This is a genomic window from Paenibacillus amylolyticus (genome assembly GCF_047302515.1).
Classification (GTDB): domain Bacteria; phylum Bacillota; class Bacilli; order Paenibacillales; family Paenibacillaceae; genus Paenibacillus; species Paenibacillus amylolyticus_G.
Window position 1 is genome coordinate 6,136,471 of sequence record NZ_CP168019.1, and the last position, 20,467, is coordinate 6,156,937.

Annotated in this window: 22 protein-coding genes; 13 read left to right on the forward strand and 9 right to left on the reverse strand. The window is 46.5% G+C overall.

Annotated elements, in window-relative coordinates; genetic code table 11:
- Window positions 1-97: 97 nt before the first annotated feature.
- Window positions 98-1,555: a carboxylesterase/lipase family protein gene (locus tag ACDJ59_RS26915; protein ID WP_413406777.1), complete on the forward strand. Its 1,458-nt coding sequence runs from the start codon at window positions 98-100 to the stop codon at window positions 1,553-1,555.
- A 162-nt stretch (window positions 1,556-1,717) separates the two neighbouring features.
- Here the strand turns inward: ACDJ59_RS26915 and ACDJ59_RS26920 are convergent, their stop codons facing one another.
- Window positions 1,718-2,869, reverse strand: a complete 1,152-nt coding sequence (locus ACDJ59_RS26920) for a VanZ family protein (RefSeq protein ID WP_413406778.1) — start codon at window positions 2,867-2,869, stop codon at window positions 1,718-1,720.
- Window positions 2,870-3,104: 235 nt separating this feature from the next.
- Between ACDJ59_RS26920 and ACDJ59_RS26925 the strand changes: the two genes are divergently transcribed.
- The 5 genes from ACDJ59_RS26925 (at window position 3,105) to ACDJ59_RS26945 (ending at window position 6,153) form a co-directional block, all read left to right on the forward strand.
- Entirely contained in the window at window positions 3,105-3,446 is a 342-nt protein-coding gene (locus ACDJ59_RS26925) for a zinc ribbon domain-containing protein YjdM (protein WP_413406779.1), read from the forward strand.
- Between the two features lie 151 nt (window positions 3,447-3,597).
- Window positions 3,598-4,410: a class I SAM-dependent methyltransferase gene (locus tag ACDJ59_RS26930; protein WP_413406780.1), complete on the forward strand. Its 813-nt coding sequence runs from the start codon at window positions 3,598-3,600 to the stop codon at window positions 4,408-4,410.
- A gap of 110 nt (window positions 4,411-4,520) precedes the next feature.
- The gene (locus ACDJ59_RS26935; RefSeq protein WP_047840923.1) at window positions 4,521-4,778 is read left to right on the forward strand and encodes a hypothetical protein; all 258 of its coding nucleotides are present in this window, start codon (window positions 4,521-4,523) and stop codon (window positions 4,776-4,778) included.
- Window positions 4,775-4,936 (forward strand): hypothetical protein, encoded by a 162-nt coding sequence (locus tag ACDJ59_RS26940; RefSeq protein WP_413406781.1) that lies wholly within the window; start codon window positions 4,775-4,777, stop codon window positions 4,934-4,936. Before ACDJ59_RS26935 ends, ACDJ59_RS26940 begins: the two co-directional genes overlap by 4 nt.
- Window positions 4,937-5,091: 155 nt before the next feature.
- Window positions 5,092-6,153 (forward strand): LLM class flavin-dependent oxidoreductase, encoded by a 1,062-nt coding sequence (locus ACDJ59_RS26945; RefSeq protein ID WP_413406782.1) that lies wholly within the window; start codon window positions 5,092-5,094, stop codon window positions 6,151-6,153.
- 135 nt (window positions 6,154-6,288) lie between these two features.
- Here the strand turns inward: ACDJ59_RS26945 and ACDJ59_RS26950 are convergent, their stop codons facing one another.
- A complete protein-coding gene (locus ACDJ59_RS26950) occupies window positions 6,289-6,948 on the reverse strand; it encodes a TetR/AcrR family transcriptional regulator (RefSeq protein WP_413406783.1) in 660 nt (219 codons plus the stop codon).
- A 248-nt stretch (window positions 6,949-7,196) separates the two neighbouring features.
- On the opposite strand from ACDJ59_RS26950, the gene ACDJ59_RS26955 reads away from it, so the two are divergent.
- On the forward strand, window positions 7,197-8,012 hold the full coding sequence (locus ACDJ59_RS26955; RefSeq protein ID WP_413406784.1) for an SDR family NAD(P)-dependent oxidoreductase: 816 nt from the start codon (window positions 7,197-7,199) through the stop codon (window positions 8,010-8,012).
- 22 nt (window positions 8,013-8,034) lie between these two features.
- On the opposite strand, the gene ACDJ59_RS26960 is transcribed toward ACDJ59_RS26955, so the two are convergent.
- Complete coding sequence (locus ACDJ59_RS26960) at window positions 8,035-9,342, reverse strand: VWA domain-containing protein (protein WP_413406785.1); 1,308 nt, start codon at window positions 9,340-9,342, stop codon at window positions 8,035-8,037.
- Window positions 9,343-9,447: 105 nt separating this feature from the next.
- Window positions 9,448-9,912 carry a DUF4385 domain-containing protein gene (locus ACDJ59_RS26965; RefSeq protein ID WP_413406786.1) on the reverse strand — a complete coding sequence of 155 codons (465 nt, stop codon included), beginning with the start codon at window positions 9,910-9,912 and terminating at the stop codon, window positions 9,448-9,450.
- Between the two features lie 96 nt (window positions 9,913-10,008).
- Between ACDJ59_RS26965 and ACDJ59_RS26970 the strand changes: the two genes are divergently transcribed.
- The 4 genes from ACDJ59_RS26970 to ACDJ59_RS26985 all read left to right on the forward strand — a co-directional run bounded on the left by ACDJ59_RS26970 (window position 10,009) and on the right by ACDJ59_RS26985 (window position 13,467).
- Complete coding sequence (locus tag ACDJ59_RS26970) at window positions 10,009-10,476, forward strand: YfbM family protein (protein ID WP_413406787.1); 468 nt, start codon at window positions 10,009-10,011, stop codon at window positions 10,474-10,476.
- Between the two features lie 136 nt (window positions 10,477-10,612).
- Window positions 10,613-10,741: a hypothetical protein gene (locus tag ACDJ59_RS26975; protein WP_017691584.1), complete on the forward strand. Its 129-nt coding sequence runs from the start codon at window positions 10,613-10,615 to the stop codon at window positions 10,739-10,741.
- 207 nt (window positions 10,742-10,948) lie between these two features.
- Entirely contained in the window at window positions 10,949-12,457 is a 1,509-nt protein-coding gene (locus ACDJ59_RS26980; RefSeq protein ID WP_413406788.1) for a copper amine oxidase N-terminal domain-containing protein, read from the forward strand.
- A gap of 224 nt (window positions 12,458-12,681) precedes the next feature.
- A complete protein-coding gene (locus ACDJ59_RS26985; protein ID WP_413406789.1) occupies window positions 12,682-13,467 on the forward strand; it encodes a glucose 1-dehydrogenase in 786 nt (261 codons plus the stop codon).
- A gap of 132 nt (window positions 13,468-13,599) precedes the next feature.
- Here ACDJ59_RS26985 and ACDJ59_RS26990 read toward each other — a convergent pair whose 3' ends face one another.
- The 3 genes from ACDJ59_RS26990 to ACDJ59_RS27000 are packed head-to-tail and all read right to left on the reverse strand — an operon-like array spanning window position 13,600 to window position 16,439.
- The gene (locus ACDJ59_RS26990) at window positions 13,600-14,058 is read right to left on the reverse strand and encodes an N-acetyltransferase family protein (RefSeq protein WP_413406790.1); all 459 of its coding nucleotides are present in this window, start codon (window positions 14,056-14,058) and stop codon (window positions 13,600-13,602) included.
- Window positions 14,055-14,975 (reverse strand): D-alanine--D-alanine ligase, encoded by a 921-nt coding sequence (locus tag ACDJ59_RS26995; protein ID WP_413406791.1) that lies wholly within the window; start codon window positions 14,973-14,975, stop codon window positions 14,055-14,057. Before ACDJ59_RS26995 ends, ACDJ59_RS26990 begins: the two co-directional genes overlap by 4 nt.
- A gap of 12 nt (window positions 14,976-14,987) precedes the next feature.
- Window positions 14,988-16,439: a PLP-dependent aminotransferase family protein gene (locus tag ACDJ59_RS27000; RefSeq protein WP_413406792.1), complete on the reverse strand. Its 1,452-nt coding sequence runs from the start codon at window positions 16,437-16,439 to the stop codon at window positions 14,988-14,990.
- 673 nt (window positions 16,440-17,112) lie between these two features.
- Between ACDJ59_RS27000 and ACDJ59_RS27005 the strand changes: the two genes are divergently transcribed.
- Entirely contained in the window at window positions 17,113-17,469 is a 357-nt protein-coding gene (locus tag ACDJ59_RS27005) for a nucleotide excision repair endonuclease (RefSeq protein ID WP_036612270.1), read from the forward strand.
- A gap of 207 nt (window positions 17,470-17,676) precedes the next feature.
- Window positions 17,677-18,423, forward strand: a complete 747-nt coding sequence (locus ACDJ59_RS27010; protein ID WP_340030225.1) for a Bax inhibitor-1/YccA family protein — start codon at window positions 17,677-17,679, stop codon at window positions 18,421-18,423.
- A 172-nt stretch (window positions 18,424-18,595) separates the two neighbouring features.
- Here the strand turns inward: ACDJ59_RS27010 and ACDJ59_RS27015 are convergent, their stop codons facing one another.
- Both ACDJ59_RS27015 and ACDJ59_RS27020 read right to left on the reverse strand, forming a co-directional pair.
- On the reverse strand, window positions 18,596-19,282 hold the full coding sequence (locus ACDJ59_RS27015) for a 4'-phosphopantetheinyl transferase family protein (protein ID WP_413406793.1): 687 nt from the start codon (window positions 19,280-19,282) through the stop codon (window positions 18,596-18,598).
- 160 nt (window positions 19,283-19,442) lie between these two features.
- A complete protein-coding gene (locus tag ACDJ59_RS27020; protein ID WP_413406794.1) occupies window positions 19,443-20,315 on the reverse strand; it encodes an arylamine N-acetyltransferase family protein in 873 nt (290 codons plus the stop codon).
- Window positions 20,316-20,467 lie beyond the last annotated feature (152 nt).

Here is a 20,467-nt window from a genome sequence, read left to right on the forward strand (position 1 = left end):
GTAAATGGGTATGACTACAAACTATACTCAAATAAGTACACATGATATGCACGTACTCGTTAATTTAACCTATTTACGGAGAGGAAGTAGAAGCGGCATGAGAGAACTTCAGGTTCAAACGACATATGGTACCGTTCAAGGCGAACTTTTGCACGATGCAAGTGTATGGAAAGGCATTCCCTATGCGAAACCTCCAGTAGGTGAGCTGCGTTTTAAGGCTCCGGTACAGCCCGAGTCATGGGATGGAATCAGACAGGCCACTCAATTTGGACCTGAGAATATACAACCACGAAATCATCAACCAGAAGGCCAGACAGAAATTCCGAATGAGTCAGAAGATAGTTTATATCTGAACATCTGGGCACCTAAGGAAAAAAGAGCAACACCACTGCCGGTCATGGTATGGATTCACGGTGGTTCCTTCGTGTCAGGTTCGGGTAGCCAGCCGATGTATGATGGTACACAGTTAGCGGTTCGGGGGGACGTCATCGTTGTGACGATCAACTACCGATTAGGACCTTTGGGATTCCTGCATATGGCTCCATTAGGTGATTCATATGTATCCAATGCAGGTCTGCTGGATCAAGTTGCGGCATTACAGTGGGTGAAGGATAATATCTCTGCTTTTGGTGGTAACCCGGATCAAGTTACGGTGTTCGGCGAATCAGCAGGTAGCATGAGTATTGCGGCACTGATGGCGATGCCAGCGGCCAAAGGACTGTTCCAACGTGCCATTATGGAGAGCGGTGCATCCCAGTTCATGCCGGCAGAGCAAGCTTCAGCGTTGCGGGAAGGGATGTTAAAGATTCTTGGGGTGGACCGGGACAATCTGCAGAAGTTAAATACAATTCCTGTAGAGCAGATTATTGCAGCGGGTGAAACGGTCAAACAGCAGAGCGGTGCAGGCATGGCATTGTTGTTCCAACCTGTGTTGGATGGGAATACACTACCACAGATGCCACTTCAGGCAGTGAGTGAAGGCTCAGCGCAGGATATTCCGGTGCTGATTGGTACGACATTACACGAGGGTGCACTGTTCATCCAGCCACATGTGCCTTTTTCAAAAGAAATCGATATGGTTCAGGGCGTAGACTTTATGACGCCAGATCTGGATAACCGGGTAGCCATCGCGGATAGTTATCCAAAAACGGCAGATGGACAAGCCCAAGTGATGACCGATATGTTCTTCTGGCGGTCAGCGCTGCAATATGCTGCGGCACAGCAGAAGTATGCCCCGGTGTGGATGTATCGATTTGATTGGGTCATGCCGGAACATCCCTTGTTAAAAAGAGCGATTCACAGCATCGAAATGTTCTTTGTGTTTAATACACTGCATGTCCTCAAATTCATGAATGCAGAGCCGGATGAAGCTGCGGCGGCACTTGCCCTCAAGGTACAGGATGCCTGGATTCCCTTTGCCAAGAATGGCCAACCTGAAGTTGCAGGTGTGAACTGGCCTGAATATGAGCAGGATCGTGCGACACTAATCTTCAACCATGAGATTGAGGTCGTACATGATCCGGATGCAGCCAAGCGAGAGCTGTTAGGGTTATAATCCAGGCTGATTATTTGAATGGATACTCTGAATAACTGCTATGAGCCCGATCAAAAGAGGACGTTCATCTCATAATGAACGTCCTCTTTTTGTAATCCGGCTGAATAATAAGTAGAACGTAAGCACTGAATAGAGGTACATTGGGCCGTTATACTCCAAACATTATTTACGAGAGGCACGTGTGCGGGACACCTCATCGAAGTAGAAGGAACGTTTTCCACGGGAGAAGAGCACGATCAAGACATGAACTAAGAGCACGGCGTAGACTAACATATAGATACCGAATGTCCCCAAGGAGATCCACATTTGATAAGGCTGAAGCATCACATCCTGATGACCTGAAAAAGCATAATCGTTGACCAGGCGAATGATCGTAACGAGTAGCCATGGAACATAGAGTGCGGCAAATCTTTTGAATAACGATTCACTGGTAGGTGTGCCGGTCTGACGATCCACATAGCGGAATCGCAAGATGGCCGAGCCTGGAGTTACCCCATTTCGCACCCAAGGTATGAAGAACAACACAATGACCATAGCAATGGATGTACTTAGCGCATCACTGATCACATCAGACGCTGTGAAGATCGATATCAGATTCGAAAGGAAGACAACAATGATTCCATCAATAATTAACGCGAGCAATTGAGGCATAGTATACACTCGGTTTTGCTCCACGATCTGTTCACTCTTCGCCTGAATGCTTGCACGTGATGGGAATAAAGCAAGCAGGATGGGCGCTGTGAAGAATCCAATGACCGCTCCCGAAGTATTCAATAACAGATCATCTACATCGAAAAGGCGGTAAGGACAATTATAATACCCGTAGAATCCGGTGATTTGAGTGATCTCGAAGAATAAGGAAAGCCCGAATCCACCAAGCAGGGCGTACTTCCAGAATGATCTCTTTTGAAAAAAATAACGGATATATACACCCAGCGGCATGAGAAGCAGGACGTTAAATAGAACTTGCAGAAAGGCTCTGCCCTGAATCATGCTGAGATAGCTGGAAGGCTGAGACCATACAATGGGTGTTTCCTTCATGATGTCTTTGACAAAGGTGAATGGAACCAGATTGTAGTAGATCGTGTCAGCGGCTTGCTGCGCACAGGTATCTCGCGTAGTCGGAAACGGGAGAATGACGAGGCAATAGGCGGCCAGAATATAAAAGATAAACGAAAAGCTGATACCAAACCGTGACCAGCTGAAGAAACCGTCTTTACGATAACCATAGATCAACCACGGCACCAGCAAGAACATGGCCGCAACAACAAAGATCAAAAAAGCCGTTTGCACAGGGAAAACATATGAGGACATGAGTAGGAACTCCTTTGGTATTAAATATAATAACATTCATAGAGACATTAAAATTCATGTATGTGTAGTGCGTATCTATTAGTTACATCATAAGTAGTTACCCTTAAAGTGAGGGATGCATGAACCTTAAATTTGGTTTAAATCCATCCATGCAGTGAGCAAGCGTATGGAATATACCGTCGAAATCCCGTATACTTGCGGGAATGCCAATCGTAGAATGGAGAGTTTAATACATATGTCTAATTTGCCTAACTGCCCCAAATGTAATTCGGAGTACACGTACGAGGATGGTAACCTGCTGGTTTGCCCGGAGTGTGCGCATGAATGGTCTTTGGAAGCAGACAATGGTAACGCAGAGGATGCAAAAGTAATCCGCGATGCCAACGGAAATGTGCTAAGTGATGGCGATACCGTTACCGTCATTAAAGATCTGAAGGTTAAGGGTAGCTCGCTCGTGGTCAAACAGGGCACGAAGGTGAAGAATATCCGCCTGATTGATGGGGATCATGATATTGATTGCAAGATCGACAGCTTGGGTGCGATGAAGCTGAAGTCTGAGTTTGTGAAAAAGATATAAGATCAGATTGAGAAACGTTCAGTTCCGCATTTAATGGGAATTGAACGTTTTTTTGTTTGACAGGAAATATTTAGTAGATATATACTGGTTGGAATTTAATTTTGAACATGGTTAGGTGGTCTACATATAAGAAAAGGCAGGTGTCAGAGCGATGAAGAGAGATCATATTATTGAATATTATTCCGGGTTTGATGAGTGGGGCAGACTGGAGCGGGAACCAATTGAATTCATCATTAACATGCATTACATCAGGGAACATCTCCCCGCTACTGGTTGTATTCTGGATAATGGCGCAGGACCAGGAAAGTATGCCATTGAGCTTGCGAAGCTGGGGTACAAGGTCACTTTATCGGATCTGACACCTTCCTCCGTAGATACTGCGAGGCAAAAGGCTCAGGAGTTTGGTTTTACACAGCAATTCGATGGGTTCCATGTTCTCGATGCCACTTCACTCTCCGGTATGGCTGACGAGACGTACGATGCGTGCCTCATGCTGGGGCCGTTATATCATTTGCAGGCAGACGAAGAGCGCGCGGCTGCTGTACGGGAGTTATACCGTGTGACCAAGCGAGGTGGCGTGGTGTTTGTAGCGATGCAAAGCCGAATGCGCATGAGTATCAATTCGCTGCAATCCCCGCAGCATTGGAAACCAAATGATAACATGGCAGCAATCCGTTCTTTTGTGGAGAAGGGTATATTCAATCATCAGGATCAAGGACGATTTACGGGAGCATACTATTTTAATATTCAGGACGTTACGCCCTTCATGGAGCAACATGGATTTGAAACCGTTGATTTGATTGGTTCATCCAGCCTTAGAGCGATGCTCACGGACGAGCAGCAGCAATACTGGAAAGAGCGTGGCGAGTACGATGGACTCATGCAATATATGATTGAAGCCGCCAAAGACCCTTCCATATTGGGAATCTCGTCTCATTTGCTGTACATTGGGAGGAAGAAATAATAGATTTGCAGGCGTAGCTCTAAAAAATCTATGTATTTTAGAATGTCAGTCCATGGAATACTGTTTCCACATGATATAATATCTCTATCTAATGGTCTGGAGGTGTCACTATGCAATGGAAGGAAGTTCAGGAGCGATTCCCTAATGAGTGGGTCGTTTTTGAGGCAACCAAGGCGCATTCTAGAGAAGGCCAGCGTTATATTGAAGAGATGGCAGTGATTGATTCATTTGATGATTCTACAAAGGCACTAAAACGTTATGGTGAATTGCATCAGGAAGATCCCAGACGGGAATACTGCTTTTTTCACACTTCACGTCCAGAAGTTGTGGCAAGAGAACGATATGTTGGCATGAGAGGTCCTCGATGAAAATTTCAGATGGAACAACGATTAATGATTTTCAAGTTGAAATAGGAAATATGGATTATGGTTTGGAGATTGACGGAATTCTGGGATTTAATTTTATGAAACAGACCGGTGTTGTAATTAATGCCAACCTGGTGGAACTAAGTATAGATAAGCTGTAATCTATAGAAAATAAACATAAATGTGCCCTCTGGAAACAGGGGGTACTTGTGTTTTTCATCAAAATAGTTCAATATTAAGATACATAACAAAAGGTGATCTACTTACAATAGGTAAGACGAAAAACGGATCGCTTCATAACAGGGAGGAACAGACAATGGAAATCGGAATTAGTACATTTGTGGAGACGAATCCGGATGTAAAAACAGGAGAACTTATCAGTCATGCGCAGCGCATTCGCGATGTTGTTGAAGAGATTGTTTTGGCAGATCAGGTAGGTCTGGATGTATATGGCGTGGGAGAACATCATCGTGCCGACTACGCCGCTTCATCACCAGCTGTCATTCTGGCGGCCGCAGCTTCACAGACCAAGAATATTCGCTTGACGAGTGCAGTAACCGTGCTGTCATCGCATGATCCGGTACGGGTCTATCAGGATTTTGCGACACTGGACGGCATTTCGAATGGGCGTGCAGAGATTATGGCAGGGCGGGGATCTTTTATCGAATCGTTCCCACTGTTCGGCTATGATCTGAACGACTACGATGAGTTATTCGACGAGAAACTCGATTTGCTGCTCAAACTGCGTGATTCGGAAAAAGTAACCTGGGAAGGCAAACACCGCCCTTCCTTTAACAATCTGGGCATCTACCCGCGCCCGGTTCAGGAAAAACTTCCGGTATGGATTGGCAGTGGCGGTAATCAGGAATCCGTAGTTCGTGCAGGATTACTCGGTTTGCCATTGGTGCTTGCCATTATCGGTGGTCGTCCGGTGCAATTCGCACCACTGGTGGAGCTGTACAAGAAAGCAGCTACACATGCGGGACATGATGCTTCCAAGCTGACCGTTGCTTCTCACTCTCACGGCTTCATTGCCGATACAACAGACGAAGCCGTGGAGAAATTCTTCCCGCCAGCGCAAGCGGTCATGAACATACTGGGTCGTGAACGTGGCTGGGGACACTACAGCCGTGCGACATTTGATGCGGCGCGCAGCCTGGAAGGTGCATTGTATGTAGGTGATGTGGATACCGTAGCTCAGAAAATTATTAACCTGCGCAAAGAAGTTGGGATTACACGCTTCATGTTGCACACCCCACTTGGCACCATGCCGCACAACGAGGTCATGAGAGCGATCGAACTGCTTGGTAAAGAAGTCGCTCCAATTGTGCGCAAAGAAATTGCACGTTGGGAAGCTGAGAACGAAGAGGCACGTTAATCGACTGAAACCGTTACGGAACTATAATAGAGCGAACAAAGAAGAAAAGGAGCATGCCCTAGGCGTATTACGCCTAGGGCATGCTCCTTTTTCGTTTATCTTCTAAAAGTATCTAAAACACCACAGATGTAATGCTTATCCATTCGCAGATGTACTCACAAGGGAGTGTATAACCATCGACAACGTATGATCATAGAGGGTTTTGGCAGCTTCTTCGCTCTCAATATGGCCTCCCAAATACAGATGAATAACACCGTGTAAGGGAGCCCAGATCATCCGAACCGCAAGCAGGGGATCTTGCACCTGAAGCATTCCCTGTTCAATCGCTACCTCAACCAAGGCAGACACTTGTTTCAGTGCAGTAGCTGTTCCCTGTAAGGTTTCTCCATCTGGTTTGAATTCGGAGAAAGATCCTCCAAACATCAGCTGATAGAAGCTGGATTGAGAAATGCCGAAGTCCCAGTAGACGTAGGCTAGATCACGGAAATAATGTTCGAACGATGCCTGCCGGGGGATAGTTTCAAATCGCTGGGCCATGAGGGAGCATCCCTCTAAATATAGATGTTTGGCTAACCCTTCTTTTTTGCCGAAGAGGTTATATATGATTTTGGTGGAGCACTCCATGCGTTCAGCTACACGGCGTACTGTGACAGCTTCTGGTCCATGCTCTTGCAGTAAAGCAGCAGCAGCATGCACAATATTTTGCCGCAGGTTATCCGAGTGCTGCAGTCTGGCTTCCTGAAAGGTTGTTACCGTATGTGCAGATTCCGTGGAACCCGAATTAAGATCCTTCATTGATTTCATCCTCGTAACCGTATTGTTGTTGAACAGAACTCCGTTTCCTTTTCTTAAGGTCATTCTACTGTTTTACGCCGGATAACGTCAATTTAATCCGAGTTTAGTAAGTGAGCACCACGCTCCAGATTCAAATTTAATAAATGCATTTGACAGCGTCATGGGTTTTAGTTACGATGATTCTATAAAGAAACAGTGTTTCCTTATGAAAACAAGTGTTCAAATCATATACAGAGGATGGATGAGAGATGATAAAGGAACAGCATCAATGGGTACTTATTACAGGTGCTTCTTCAGGTATTGGGGAAATTTTTGCACTCGAGATGGCTTCCAAGGGTAAAAATATCGTGCTGGTGGCTAGAACAGAGTCCAAACTGAATCAATTGGCAGAACGTATAGAACGTACATATCAAGTAAGGGCTGAGGTAATCGTATCGGATCTTTCCGAAGTAGAGGCACCTCAGAACGTATATGAGGAATGTCAGAATCGGGGAATACACATCGATATGCTGATCAACAATGCGGGATTTGCTACCCATGGATGTTTTGAACAACTGGATGGTTCCCGGCAACAGGAGGAGATTATGTTGAACGTGCTCGCCTTGACGAACATGACGCATCTTTTCTTGCCAGGCATGTTACAGAAGAAAAATGGTGCTGTCATTAATGTATCGTCGACGGCTGCCTTTCAACCTGATCCGTATATGGCTGTGTATGGAGCAACGAAGGCATTTGTACTTTCTTTTACAGAGGCATTATACGAAGAAAACAGGAAGCGTGGCGTTCAGTTTTTGGCACTATGCCCAGGCTCAACCGAGACTTCGTTCTTTGATGTAGTGGGCGCTGATGAAGCCTCGGTGGGTAAACGTGATACACCTGAGCATGTCGTGGCGGTGGCCATGAGAGCACTCGAGTCAGGCAAACCTTATGCTGTGCCGGGGGCCGGTAATTACTGGACAGCGCAGTTCACCCGCCTCGTGCCACGCAAGTTGATGTTGCGAATTGTAGGAAGTATGCTCCGTCCACGTTCCAAGGGTGGTAAAGCAGAAAATATTCAGGTCTGATTAGTGGTATAGGGTGAAAGCTTTAGGCCAAAATGCCTTTGGCCCGTGCTTCTTTTATCCAGCCTGGAAATTCAGTGAGGAGACGATCGTACAATTCTTCATCGCTGATCTTGGAGATGTCGTCTAGAGCAAAAAAATCAGCATTATCGATGAAACGTCCTGTCATGTCATCGAGTTTCTCGAGAATACCGTAATTGGCTTGGCCTAGGCCAACAAATTGCCAGAACAGGTTTTTGGTTGAGCTTTCGGTAATAAGCCGCATGATTTTCCCTTTTTGACTGACTCCACCATCGCTAAAAAAGATAATATACGTTGGCATCTTCACATCGGGTTCCTCGATCGTGTATTTGCGAATGACATCCTGCATCACAGGAGGTTCGTTATTGGTACCGCCTTTGCTTCCCAGCGTATATGTGCGTTCAATATAATTCTCGAAATCCCTGGCGGTGACGCTAGGTGCACGCAAGAAGTCTTTGGCGAAGAACCAGACGTCCAACTCTCCGTTATCATCAAAAGCGGATGCAATCGCCAGGATACGCTCGAAGGCTTCTTGCACGATGCCTTTGCGATACAGATGGTACATGGAGCCTGATGCATCAAATACAACGGCAACACGTGCCTGTATAGGTTCGATCTTTTTCTTTTGCAGAGACAGGGTTACTTTACGCTTGAGGAGATCGATCTTAGTCAGGTTAAGCGGCGGATGAATCGTGTTTGGTGCAGCAACAGGTGCCAAGACTTCTGGAGAGGCCGCTGCTACTTCAGCTTGTGCCGTGAGAAGAACTTGTTCGGCTTCCGAGGTGTCGTTACTCTCAATTTCAACACCGAATGACTCTGCCAGCGGCTGCAATCCACCAAAGAAACCTCGTCCAATCGCACGAACTTTGAACCCGTCACGATACTTATAGATTTCAATGAGAATAAGTGCTGTTTCCGCAGTGACCTGTGTGATCTCATAGGTGATCTGCTGGGAACCAGCTTGTACAATCGCCTGACATGCCTGAACATCGGCAAAAGTACCTCCCGCATCCAGAGTAGCCGTAAACACACATTTTTCCACAGGGGCCTGCCGTAATTGATTTGTATCCAGTACAAACGAGGATTTCAGTTCCTCTGCCTGTTGCAGAAGTACACTTTGATGGGGATCGGCCTTCTGATTATAAAATACAAAATAGTCGTCAGATGGGACCTTTCCCTCTTCGTTCACCATAAAGCAGCTAACATCCAAGGGAGAAGGAGATGATGTACATTGAATGGTTACCTGAAGTTGGGTGGATTCGTTGATACTGATATTCTGGCCTGTGTTTAAGTGGATGAACGAATCTGTCATAATCGGATGCGCCTCTCTTCTCCAATATAAATGGTTGAAAATGTACAGTAACAAGATTGATTCTGAGACAAATGTTTCCATAAGTCAATCTTTTCACCATTGATCCTACGCCTCATCAGACTCGTACTTTTCCCGATGCTCCTTCTTCATCTTCATATAGTCTGGATCCGTCTTTGCAATCTCCCATTGTGCTTTGAATATAGCTGCGGCTTCTGCCTTCACCTTATCATTCTGATAGGGCAGAATCGAGCCATCCTCCTTCGAATATTTGCGTCCTCCTTTGTGATTCGTATACCGTCTGGCCCGTGTATAGCCCATCTGGAGAAATTTACGAGCCATATCCATACCCACGAAATCTCCCTTTTTCTTATACTTCAAAAATAGCTCATAGATCTTCTCCGATGACTCCGTCGCAATCTCGGGTGTCTTGAACCGCCAGTGTGGCAGAATCTCGCCTTTGTACGGCTCTACCATCAGAACACCCTGCTCTCCCCGGCCTACGGTGTACAGCTCAGGATGTTTACGCAGATCAAGCTCTTCATAATTGAGACTGTAATCAAATTTTTTCATGTATACACCCTCCTTGATAGGGATTACCCCGATTCTGAACCAACAAGCACGGTTAATGGGGAACAATAGAAGGAATTACACAGGAGGGGTAGCGGTATGGGAATGTCCGGCAGATATCTTGTGGTAACAAAGGAGCTAGTTGAATCCATCAAGTCAGGCGAGGTTAGTGTGCATGATGTTGCAGTGGATCTGGATATTGATAAAACATGGCAGATGCTGCAGTTCACGCTGAACGGTAACTTGGTAGAAGGGGAGCCGCCCCTGGGATATGTGGTGCCTCTCGCAGGTGAGCAATACGTGGGAAACTATTCGGATATGGATCTGTTTTTGCTTAGTAACGAGCAGGTGCTGGAAGCCTACATGGCATTGGAGCAGCTCACACCGGAGGAATTGAAGCAACGGTATAGTCTGGACCAGATGATCGCTGAAGGCGTCTATCCAGTCATGGAAGATTGGGATGCGGAAGAGACATTTCAGGAGATCGTTCAGACTGTGGATGATATCCAGGCCTTGTTTCAGGCCACGGTTGCAAGTGGGAACGGGATCATCTTTTATGTTTTCTAAGTGAGCATTGAAATTATGATGGAAAATGTATGGCCGACACTGAGGCAGGTTTGAACTACGCCTATTCGGGTTATTGATAGACACAAGGCTCAGGCCTTGCTGACATGACAATCCGGTAGAAGAGAGGGAATGCGATATGACACAGGATCAGAACGAAGAGAATAAAGCGATTCAAGAGGACGAGCCGGATCAATTCGAGACTCCCGCAACTGCGGAAGATGAAGAAACGGATGAGAAACTCGCAGAAGATCAGGAGCAAGAATAACTCCCAGCATTGCACAATGAAGCAGGATGTTTTATCGAAACATACGATATGCTGAAATATAGATAGACCAGAGGTCGGACATGTTCCGGCCTTTTGGTTTATTTTTTGCGTATCCGTTTACAAGAATTACCTATACCTTCATAATGGAAATGAACCATATTTTTCTAAGGAGGAGTTCATATTACGAATCGGAAGTTAGTCCAATGGATGGCAGTGCCACTAGTACTTTTAATGGTTGTTCTTACAGGATGTCAGGCTGTGGGTGGAGTAGACGTTGGCAAAGCAATGGCCAATGGCGCGAGTATCAAGTCCGGTGAATCCAGACAATCCATGAAAATAAACATAGAACCGGCTAAGGAATTTGCTACAGAGAAAGACCTTGAAATGATCGAACTAATTAATTCCATATCCCTGGATATTGATCAAGCCAAAATGAAAGATGCGAAGACAGCATCGATCAAAGGTACACTGAGCATGGAGGGAACGAAGTTACCTTTCCACCTGTCCATGAATGAGTCCCAATTGGTCATTGATCTGGACGGAGCCCAGAAACCGCTGTACATATCTCTGGATACGCTCCAAGATGCACAGGCTCTTCCAATGGTAGATACGAAGGCTTTGGAGAAGCAACTCGAGGAAATTTCCCCGAAACTGTTCTCTTTTGTCCTGAAGCATCTGTCCAATCCGAAGAACATCTCCGTAACACCGGTACAGGAATCCGTGAATGGCGAAGCGCTTAGCCTCTCCAAGCTGCATCTGGAAGTTAGTGGTGAAGAGATACTTGCTATGGTTAAACCATTCCTAACGAGTATCTCGAAGGATGAGCAAGGACTGAAAGAGCTGATTGGCGATCTCTATGATGTGTTCTATCCTGTTCTGGAAGCTGTGAATGAGGTTGAAGGCGGGGGAGATGAAACGCTGAATTCGATCGTTCCTGAATCGAAAGATGAAGCTGTTGCGTCACTATATGCCATCATCAAAGTAGGACTGGACAGTATGCTGGTCAATTATGATCAGGAGCTGAACAACCTGTTGAATGAGACTCCTGAATTCAAAACGGTCTTTGGCACAGAAACCAAACTGAAATTGGACTTTTATCTCGACAGCAAGCTGGATATTCGTAAGCAAAACTTTGAACTGAAAGTAGCGCTGCCTGCTTCTGAGGATCTGCCGGTGAACTCTGTAACGGTAAGTGGAGATAGTGAACAGTGGAATATCGGTGGAACGGTTGCAGTTGATGAAGTGGATGTATCGGGTGGCGTTATGGATCTGATGAAGGATGATATTACGCCTGGACAGATGCTGCGCAATTTTGATTCCAATTCACTGGCATATCAATTGCTGAAAGATGAAGCGGGGATCACGAGTAAAAGTGTAGTGCTCTTCCCGGATGATGAATACGCTGGGGCGATCACCGTTAAGAATACAACATTTGTTCCACTCCGCTACGTGTCTGAGGAATTGGATGCTGAAGTGAAATGGACCAAAGGCTCAAACCAAATCGTTGTCATTGACGACATCACTGGTGATGAGATTGTCCTGACTGTAGGTTCCAAGAAAGCAACGGTTGCTGGTAAAGAAGTGACTATGGTGGAATCCGCTTATGTAGGCAAGGATGGCAAGACGTATGTGCCGCTGCGCTTTATGGCTGAATCCCTTGGAGCTACTGTAGATAAGGAACAAGAAACAGGCTGGATTTACATTGACCGTCCTTAAGTTCTTATGACTTAAAATAATGAAATGCATGGGGAGTGCCTCTAGTAGAGGTGCTCCTCTTTGTCATTTCGTACCAGGTCAGAGGAATGGCAGGGCCAATACGGAAGCATACTAATCCGGTTGAGATGATGGCTGTAACTGTTCCCCGTTAGATTAGAGCAAATGAAGAAATGGGTATTTACGTATGGAAGATGTCAAAAACAGCAAAGGGAGGTCCATGGATTATGACTGAACGATTTGCGGGTAAAGTGGTACTGATTACAGGCGGTGGCTCCGGTCTCGGCCGGTCGGCAGCTATGGAAGTTGCACGTGAAGGGGCTAAGCTTGCCCTGGTAGATGTGAACATGAAGGCGCTGGAAGAGACCAAGCGTGTGATCTCGGAAGAGGTACAGCATGCCGAATTTAAGCTAATTGAAGGTGACGTATCGGACGAAGAAGCTGTGAAGAAGTATGTTAGCGATACGGTCAATGAGTTCGGACGTATCGATGCATTTTTCAACAATGCGGGCATTGAAGGCAAGCAAAACCTGATCGAAAACTACGAGACGGAGATGTTCAATAAAGTTATCGATATCAATCTGAAGGGTGTATTTTTCGGGTTGAAGCACGTTCTGCCTGTGATGAAAAAACAGGGCGAGGGCTACATCGTGAACGCGTCCTCTGTTGGTGGGATTCGCGCCGTGCCAAACCTGGTTGCCTACGGAGCGAGCAAACATGCCGTAGCCGGCATGACCAAAGATGCAGCGATTGAATACGCCGAGCATGGGATCAGCGTTAATGCAATTGCACCTGGAGCCATTCTGACAGATATGGTTATCGGCTCGTTCAAACAGATCAATCCGAATGACTGGGAGTCAGCATCCAAAGAGTTCGTGAAGGACAACCCGGCGAAGCGCTTGGGTGAACCGAAGGAAGTAGGGCGTCTCGTTGCCTTCCTGCTGTCCGGCGAAGCACCGTTTATCAATGGAGCTATTATTCCAATTGATGGTGCACAGTCAGCCAAATATTGATCCCATAATCATCAACAGCACATCGATGCGACATAGATATATACCGAAGAACGCCCTTTTTCGCCAATGTGCGGATTGGGGCGTTCTTTTTTTGGTTTGATATTCAAGGGGGCGTATCCCGTATCCCGCAGGTTAAGTGTGCTGTAGAATCTGCGGCTTTTTGCTAAACCCGGTACTCCCGGCTGTAAAGCCCATCTGACGATAGAATTCATGTGCAGCTTCACGTTCTGGGCGATTGCCACTGTTCAGAGACAAGGAATCCACGTTATGCGTGGCTGCCCATTGCTCAGCTTCAAGAATGAGCTGACGGCCGATGCCTGAGCCCCTGAACTGGTCGTGTACAACCAATGCCAAGATGCGGCAGTGTCTTCCATTTTTTTCATACATATAAGACGTCTGTAATCCGATCAGTCCAACTACGCGGCCTCGTGCTTCAGCAACCAGTGTAGTAAAGTTTGCGTCCGCAGAGATATGGGTATAGCGCTCTTCCATCTCGGCGTACGTGGTGGGATAACCAAGTTGGTCCATCAGAATGACCATATCTTGCAGATCGGTAGGGGAGCTATGTCTAATCGTCACATCCAGGCTCATAATGTTGTATCCTCCTTGGGTCTTTCCTTCAATGAAAGTTCAATAATGGTATCCAGTAGCTCTGCAAAAGAAATGCCTGCAGCGGCTGCACATTTGGGCAGCAGACTGTTACGGGTAAGACCCGGCAGCGTGTTCACTTCAAGCACATAAGGCATGCCTTCCCGAATCATCATATCCACGCGCGCGTAGACGCTACATTTGAGCACCTGATAACAGGCCAAGGCCGCGGCTTCAACGCGATGGTGAAGGTCCAAAGGCAATTGCACAACCTGCTCATCGGCCCCGTGGTCATCATATTTGGAAGAATAATCGAAAAACTCGGCGCTCGAACGAATGGAGATCACCGGCAGCATCTTACCATCCAGAATGGCACAGGTAATCTCCTCACCTTCGATATACTGTTCAATCATGACCGTATCATCCCAGGCGAGGGCAGCCTCTACAGCAGTTGGCAGGGCGGAAGCTTCCTTCACCACTTGGGTACCGATGCTGGAACCGCCTGAATTGGGTTTGACCACCACGGGGTACGTTAATTGTTGAACAGCAATAGAGGACAGTTCCTCCATATGGCTCACTCGCAGCCATTCTCCAGTAAGTACACCTGCATGCTGCATGAGCTGTTTGGACATGTCTTTATCCATACATACACTACTTGCCAGCACACCACAGCCTGTGTAGGGAATACCCAGGGATTCCAATGTGCCTTGAACCGTACCGTCTTCGCCGTATTTGCCATGCAGGGCAAGCAGTGCCACATCGATCCCCACTGACTTGTCGATTAGATCGCGCTTGGTATTCAGCTCAATGGGTACAACCTCGTATTTGTCTCTATTCAGGTTTGCAATCATCTCCTGTCCGGTGAGCAGGGAAATATCCCGCTCTGAAGATGTACCGCCCATAATCACGCCAACTTTCATGTGAAATCCTCCTTATCTCATTTGAGCTGCTGTCTCGCCAATGATGCGAATGCCTTTACGTATATTCTCATCGCTGACTCTGGAGAAACCCAGACGCATCGTGTTTACACCTTGACCGGGTTCCAGATAGAAGGTATCCCCTGGTGTGAACGTTACGCCTTTCACTTTACAGGCCGCCAGCAGTTCACGGGTTCTGTATTCGGACGGGAACTGCACGAACAGATGTAGACCACCCGCACCGGAAATCCGGCACATTGGCAGATGCTGCTTCAGGCAACGCACAACCAATTCATATTTTCGCTTATATTCGGTGCGAGCTCGCTTCAAATATTTCTCGAAATTACCGTTGCTCAGATATTGATACAATAACGATTGGTCCAGCGTCGAGGTATGGATGCTGCGTGCCCGTTTCATACTCTCCAGATAATCAATCAGCGCCGCATCCGCAATAATCCAACCCACCCGCAGACCTGGGAACAGGACTTTGGAGAAGCTGCCCAGATACACCAGTCCATTGCCTTTGCCCATGCTGGCGATCAGGGGAGAGACATGCGAACCGGAATATCGCAATTCTTCGTTAAAACCGTCTTCAATAATCGGTACCTGATACTTGTTCATCAACCGGATGATCTCTACTCGTTTCGCAGGGGACGTCACAATCCCGGTTGGATTGTGATAGGAGGGCACGAGATATGCCAGATCATATGGACTTGCCTCAAGTTCATGTTCCAGTTGCTTCAAGTCCAGGCCATCCGGCTCCATGTTCACACCGGTCAGCTGGAACTGGTGCAACTTTAGATTTTTGATCGCCGTGTGGTGCGTTGGATTCTCACAGAGCGCTTTTCCGCTTTTTTTGCGCAACGCTCCAAGCAACAGATCGAAACCTTCCGTGAATCCATTGGTGATCAGGATGTCCTTGCCACGGAGGTCGACACCTTTGTTCTCCATATAACGTAGTAAATAATTCATCAGCGGTCTGTATCCTTGCGCATATCCGTAATTCAGCAGTACTTCGCCTTCAAGTGACATGCGATCCAGAAAAGCCCGCTTCACGTTGTGCAGATCAAACAGCTTTTCATCCGGCGCTATGCTGGTAAACGATATCTCACCTCGCTCTGCTCCGGAGCCGTGCTTCATCAGATCGTACTGCTCTGCCTTAATTGCATACTCGCTTACCTCTGTCGTCCAGTCCAGTTCCCAGTTCGCTACTGCCTCAGGTGTTTCGATGGAGGCACTGACGTAATTGCCCTTGCCTTTGACTGCATAGATCAGACCTTCATCTTCAAGCTCGGCATAAGCGAGCAGGACCGTGCTGCGACTAACCTTCATGAGTGTACTGAGTTCACGGGTCGAGGGCAGCTTTTGTTTGGCTTGCAGGCCGCCTTTGAGCATTAAACGCTTCATATAATCTTTGACTTGTATATATACAGGGCGGTCCTCCGTCAGTTGCAGATCGGAATACATCCCATCACTCCCTCTACTGGTATCTTGCCATATTATAAACCCCGCAGAAAGAACCACGATACCTCTGTTTCCCTGAGCGTGTGGTTGGTTGTTCGCACAAACGCAAAAAAGCCCTAGCAGTATGCCGGGGCCTGGTGGTGAAACTTGATCCATTTTCTATAGTACTGCTGCTATAATTTCTACAGTTGTATTGCATGACTAGTCTCTCTAGGATCGATAGCTATCTGACCTTCTACGTGTGTCTATTAATTTCAGTACGACTATAATTGCAGGCTTTCTAGGTGATACTTATAATCTACAGTGAATCATGAATCTAGGTCTTTCTAGGTTTGCTTGCTGCAAGGTTCGATTAGATGATGAATCCACAATCTATAAGCTAGGGTTCTTGCTAACTGTACTCTTGTCGTGATCACGTAACAGAATTCAGCATGAAAAAGAGTTTCAATCATAGGGTACAATAGACGGAGGTAGATATAAAGACGTATGTCTCAGTGCCCAATTTCTTCCTCATACCCCTATAGTACCACTTTGAATCAGGGAAGTTAACCTTTTTTTTGAAATATTTGTCGTAATAGCGAAAATTGCGTGAATTGTACTTCATATAGATTGAAATGGTGTCCCTTTATAATATGTGATAGGATGTAAACCTATAGATAATGAGGAAGTGAGCCTATTGATTAATATTACCGTGCCAACACCGGATGTAACCATCACAAAGCAGGCTGATCCACAGCTTAGCCACATTTATGGATTTACTGATTTTCACCTGATTACCCGGGAACTAGGCGGGATTTTCATGTTTTACAATGCCGCTGGAGAGTTGTTATTTGTCGGGAAAGCACGTAAATTAAGACCCCGCATCAAAAAGCATTTTGAAGATACCGTATCACCAATTAAGAATCACCGCGAAGAAGTAACAAAGATTGAAGTATGCCTGGTTGAAGATCCGGTAGATCGTGAAATTTACGAAACGTATATCATCAACACGATGCGTGCGAAATACAATGTAGATAAAGTCTTGTACAAATAAGACGTTTAAAAAGCACATGAACATGCAATGTCTGGGACATATGTCCTAAGTGTTGCACCAGTGGGTAAGGATGTAATCGAAGGATTGCGTCCGATTCCTTCTGGTGCCATCCCGATCTTTTCGAGGGAGTAGCTTGTAGAATTGAACCGTAGTAAGCCCAAGCTTAGTATCACAGATATTCCAAATACATATGAAGAGGTGATTGTGTTGATCGGTCGTAGCGGTAACCCTACACTTAAAGACAGCACGTTTGAAAACAAAGGATATGGAGAAGATCGGTATCAGAATTACATGACGATCAACGGCACGGTGAACAAAGCGTTTATTACGCTTGTGATCCTGCTGGGCAGTGCGTTTGCAACATGGATGATGTTCTTTAACGGTCAACAAGTGATGCCGCTCGCTTATGGCGGATTAATCGTTGGTTTCATTCTGGCACTTGTGATTTCGTTCAAACCAGTAGCGGCACCGTATCTAGTACCTATCTATGCCGTGGCAGAAGGCCTGTTCCTAGGAGCGCTCTCCGCAACCTATGAGTCCCTGTATAACGGAATTACCTTGCAGGCGGCCCTGTTGACCATGGCTGTATTCATCGCTCTGCTGGTGGCATACAAAACCAGATTGATCAAAGCTACGGAGAACTTCAAGCTTGGGGTCGTGGCTGCAACTGGCGGTATCATGATCATGTATCTGCTGAGCTTTGTACTGGGTTTCTTCGGCATTTCGATTCCTTATCTGCATGACAACAGCTTGATTGGCATCGGTATTTCGGTCGTTATCGTCATTGTTGCTGCCCTTAATCTCGTCCTTGATTTCGACTTCATCGAGGGTGGTGCTGAACGTGGTGCGCCCAAGTACATGGAGTGGTACGGCGCATTTGGCTTGATGGTGACGCTGGTATGGCTGTACATTGAGATCATCCGTCTGCTTGGCAAATTGCGGAGCAGGGACTAGTCATTCAGTCAGAGACGTAAACAGAGTGTGAATTTAAAGCCAAAAAAGCCAAAAAGCTAACACGTGATACTCACGTCGTTAGCTTTTTTTATTTAACCTTAGCCAGGGCTTGTTTGATGTTAACCTCTTACAAAACTCAACTGATTCCAATTCGTTGAGGCCCAGCACCACTCTATACTAACTCTGTATACAGATCCTCTAAGGTGATGATCTCGGGCTGGCTCGGCAGCTCTCCCCCAGCCGAACATGCTGCAAGCATATGTCCATCATCCAGTCGCTGACTGAGAAAGAGATATGTCCCGGCCTGTTTGCAATGCCAATCTTCCCGTTCATCAGGAAGGATGGCGAAGGAGTCCAGTGGTATGGACAAGCCCATACCGACTGCCTTGATATAACTTTCCTTCAGCGTCCATAGACGGTAGAAGGTTTCCAGCCGACGATCGTCAGGCTCGGCAGCCAAGAACTGGCTCTCCTTAGGAGAGAAGAAACGCTCTGCAATCTGCATGTCAATTGGAGCTATTTTTTCCACATCCACGCCCAATTCATCTGTACTGCCGGAGATCAGCGCAATCCAATCGCCAGAATGGGAGACGTTGAATTGTACCTCCGAATGGTGACTAAGTGAAGGTTTGCCGTAGGAATTACGGGTAAAAGAAAGCTCAGCAGCTCTCAGTCCAGTTAACTTGCTCAAAGCCACACGAGTCAATATCTCTCCCAGCACGGAGCGATACGCGTCAGCCTGACGCACAAAACGCGAAGCTTGAGCACGTCGCTCCGCAGAAACTTGCGATAGCAATTGGTTCCAGTTCGCCCCGGGCAATACTTCTGGAACTTGGAGTACACGAATAGTTATCATCATTTATCACCTGAATACGTATTCGGCGCGGTTCAACAACTTTCCTTTATATGGAATGGACCCTCAACTCTTTCTCCCAAATCATCACTATACGGATGCCCCTAACAAGCAAGCCGGTTGTCTCGCTTTTCATGTTAAGGCCTCAGGTTCTGCATCTTCATCATCATGCTTCTTGGGCTTGTTTCCATTCCGTATGTGCAGACTGCACTCGCTCCCACATATCTTGGCATTCCAGTTCGCTGTAATTCACCAAGGGTTCATAGAATATTTCAGTTAATACGTTACGCCACTCGGTATAATTCCGGATCTCCTTTTTCCGGATTCCTTCGATATCATGTGTTCGAAGCATACATCCACGTAATTCATGACTGCGATTCTCATTCCGCTGACGAAGCAAAAATACGTTATGCCAAGGTGATTCGACTGCCCGACTGTAGAATTCATGTTTGGGAATGAACTCTTCCAGATCGTGGACTACCTCGGGAGCATAGTCCACACCTTCACTTGGCCCATTCGGCTCGTACTCAAGCCGCCATCCCCCAGCCACAACAGATGATGGCATCAATTGGTACCTGAAAGGAGCTGAACCATAGCTTCCATAACGAAGTGGCAGAGGTTCGAAGGGCATTCCGCCCAGGCCTACGTCCACAAGCCAGCGCTCAACTGTGGGGTCAGCATCCGGCAGAAGCACAGACAGACCGAGATGGAACGAGTTCACACGGGGTTGCTCCCCATGAGGCTGTACTCCACCGCGATGCCAATCAACCGTATAACCCAGCGAGCGGAGAAGAACACTAAATACACCATTTAGATGAAAGCAGTAGCCGCTGCGTCCCTGTAATATAAGCTGAATTGATTCTTGAAGACTGATTTCCGCAGGACGACCCGCAAAAATATCGACCGTTTGCCAGGATAAATATTGTACATGTGCTCGCTGGAGTTCAAATAAGAATTCCAGTGTAGGTTCCTTTATATCATCTATGCCGATCCGTTTCAGATAGGCCTGTATTTCAGCTGTATTCAATAGTTCAATCATTCAGATCACCTCACGTCATATAGTGGACTGCAGGCGATGGTTATAAAACGTCTGCTGCCCTGAGTTCATTGTAAAAGTCAACGGGTGAAAACAACATCATCAATTGAGTAGATTGTATCGGTACAATTATTGAACAAAGCCTTGAAATTTAT

Excerpts from the sequence above, each read along its gene's own strand:
- ACDJ59_RS27020 (WP_413406794.1), bottom strand. The coding sequence starts at position 20,315 with ATGATTGAACTATTGAATACAGCTGAAATACAGGCCTATCTGAAACGG.
- ACDJ59_RS26995 (WP_413406791.1), bottom strand. The coding sequence starts at position 14,975 with ATGAAAGTTGGCGTGATTATGGGCGGTACATCTTCAGAGCGGGATATT.
- ACDJ59_RS26980 (WP_413406788.1), top strand. The coding sequence starts at position 10,949 with ATGGCAGTGCCACTAGTACTTTTAATGGTTGTTCTTACAGGATGTCAG.
- ACDJ59_RS26925 (WP_413406779.1), top strand. The coding sequence starts at position 3,105 with ATGTCTAATTTGCCTAACTGCCCCAAATGTAATTCGGAGTACACGTAC.
- ACDJ59_RS26935 (WP_047840923.1), top strand. The coding sequence starts at position 4,521 with ATGCAATGGAAGGAAGTTCAGGAGCGATTCCCTAATGAGTGGGTCGTT.
- ACDJ59_RS26970 (WP_413406787.1), top strand. The coding sequence starts at position 10,009 with ATGGGAATGTCCGGCAGATATCTTGTGGTAACAAAGGAGCTAGTTGAA.
- ACDJ59_RS26945 (WP_413406782.1), top strand. The coding sequence starts at position 5,092 with ATGGAAATCGGAATTAGTACATTTGTGGAGACGAATCCGGATGTAAAA.
- ACDJ59_RS26990 (WP_413406790.1), bottom strand. The coding sequence starts at position 14,058 with ATGAGCCTGGATGTGACGATTAGACATAGCTCCCCTACCGATCTGCAA.
- ACDJ59_RS26930 (WP_413406780.1), top strand. The coding sequence starts at position 3,598 with ATGAAGAGAGATCATATTATTGAATATTATTCCGGGTTTGATGAGTGG.
- ACDJ59_RS26985 (WP_413406789.1), top strand. The coding sequence starts at position 12,682 with ATGACTGAACGATTTGCGGGTAAAGTGGTACTGATTACAGGCGGTGGC.
- ACDJ59_RS27015 (WP_413406793.1), bottom strand. The coding sequence starts at position 19,282 with ATGATGATAACTATTCGTGTACTCCAAGTTCCAGAAGTATTGCCCGGG.
- ACDJ59_RS26920 (WP_413406778.1), bottom strand. The coding sequence starts at position 2,869 with ATGTCCTCATATGTTTTCCCTGTGCAAACGGCTTTTTTGATCTTTGTT.
- ACDJ59_RS26955 (WP_413406784.1), top strand. The coding sequence starts at position 7,197 with ATGATAAAGGAACAGCATCAATGGGTACTTATTACAGGTGCTTCTTCA.
- ACDJ59_RS26960 (WP_413406785.1), bottom strand. The coding sequence starts at position 9,342 with ATGACAGATTCGTTCATCCACTTAAACACAGGCCAGAATATCAGTATC.
- ACDJ59_RS27000 (WP_413406792.1), bottom strand. The coding sequence starts at position 16,439 with ATGTATTCCGATCTGCAACTGACGGAGGACCGCCCTGTATATATACAA.
- ACDJ59_RS26965 (WP_413406786.1), bottom strand. The coding sequence starts at position 9,912 with ATGAAAAAATTTGATTACAGTCTCAATTATGAAGAGCTTGATCTGCGT.
- ACDJ59_RS26950 (WP_413406783.1), bottom strand. The coding sequence starts at position 6,948 with ATGAAGGATCTTAATTCGGGTTCCACGGAATCTGCACATACGGTAACA.
- ACDJ59_RS26915 (WP_413406777.1), top strand. The coding sequence starts at position 98 with ATGAGAGAACTTCAGGTTCAAACGACATATGGTACCGTTCAAGGCGAA.
- ACDJ59_RS26940 (WP_413406781.1), top strand. The coding sequence starts at position 4,775 with ATGAAAATTTCAGATGGAACAACGATTAATGATTTTCAAGTTGAAATA.
- ACDJ59_RS26975 (WP_017691584.1), top strand. The coding sequence starts at position 10,613 with ATGACACAGGATCAGAACGAAGAGAATAAAGCGATTCAAGAGGACGAG.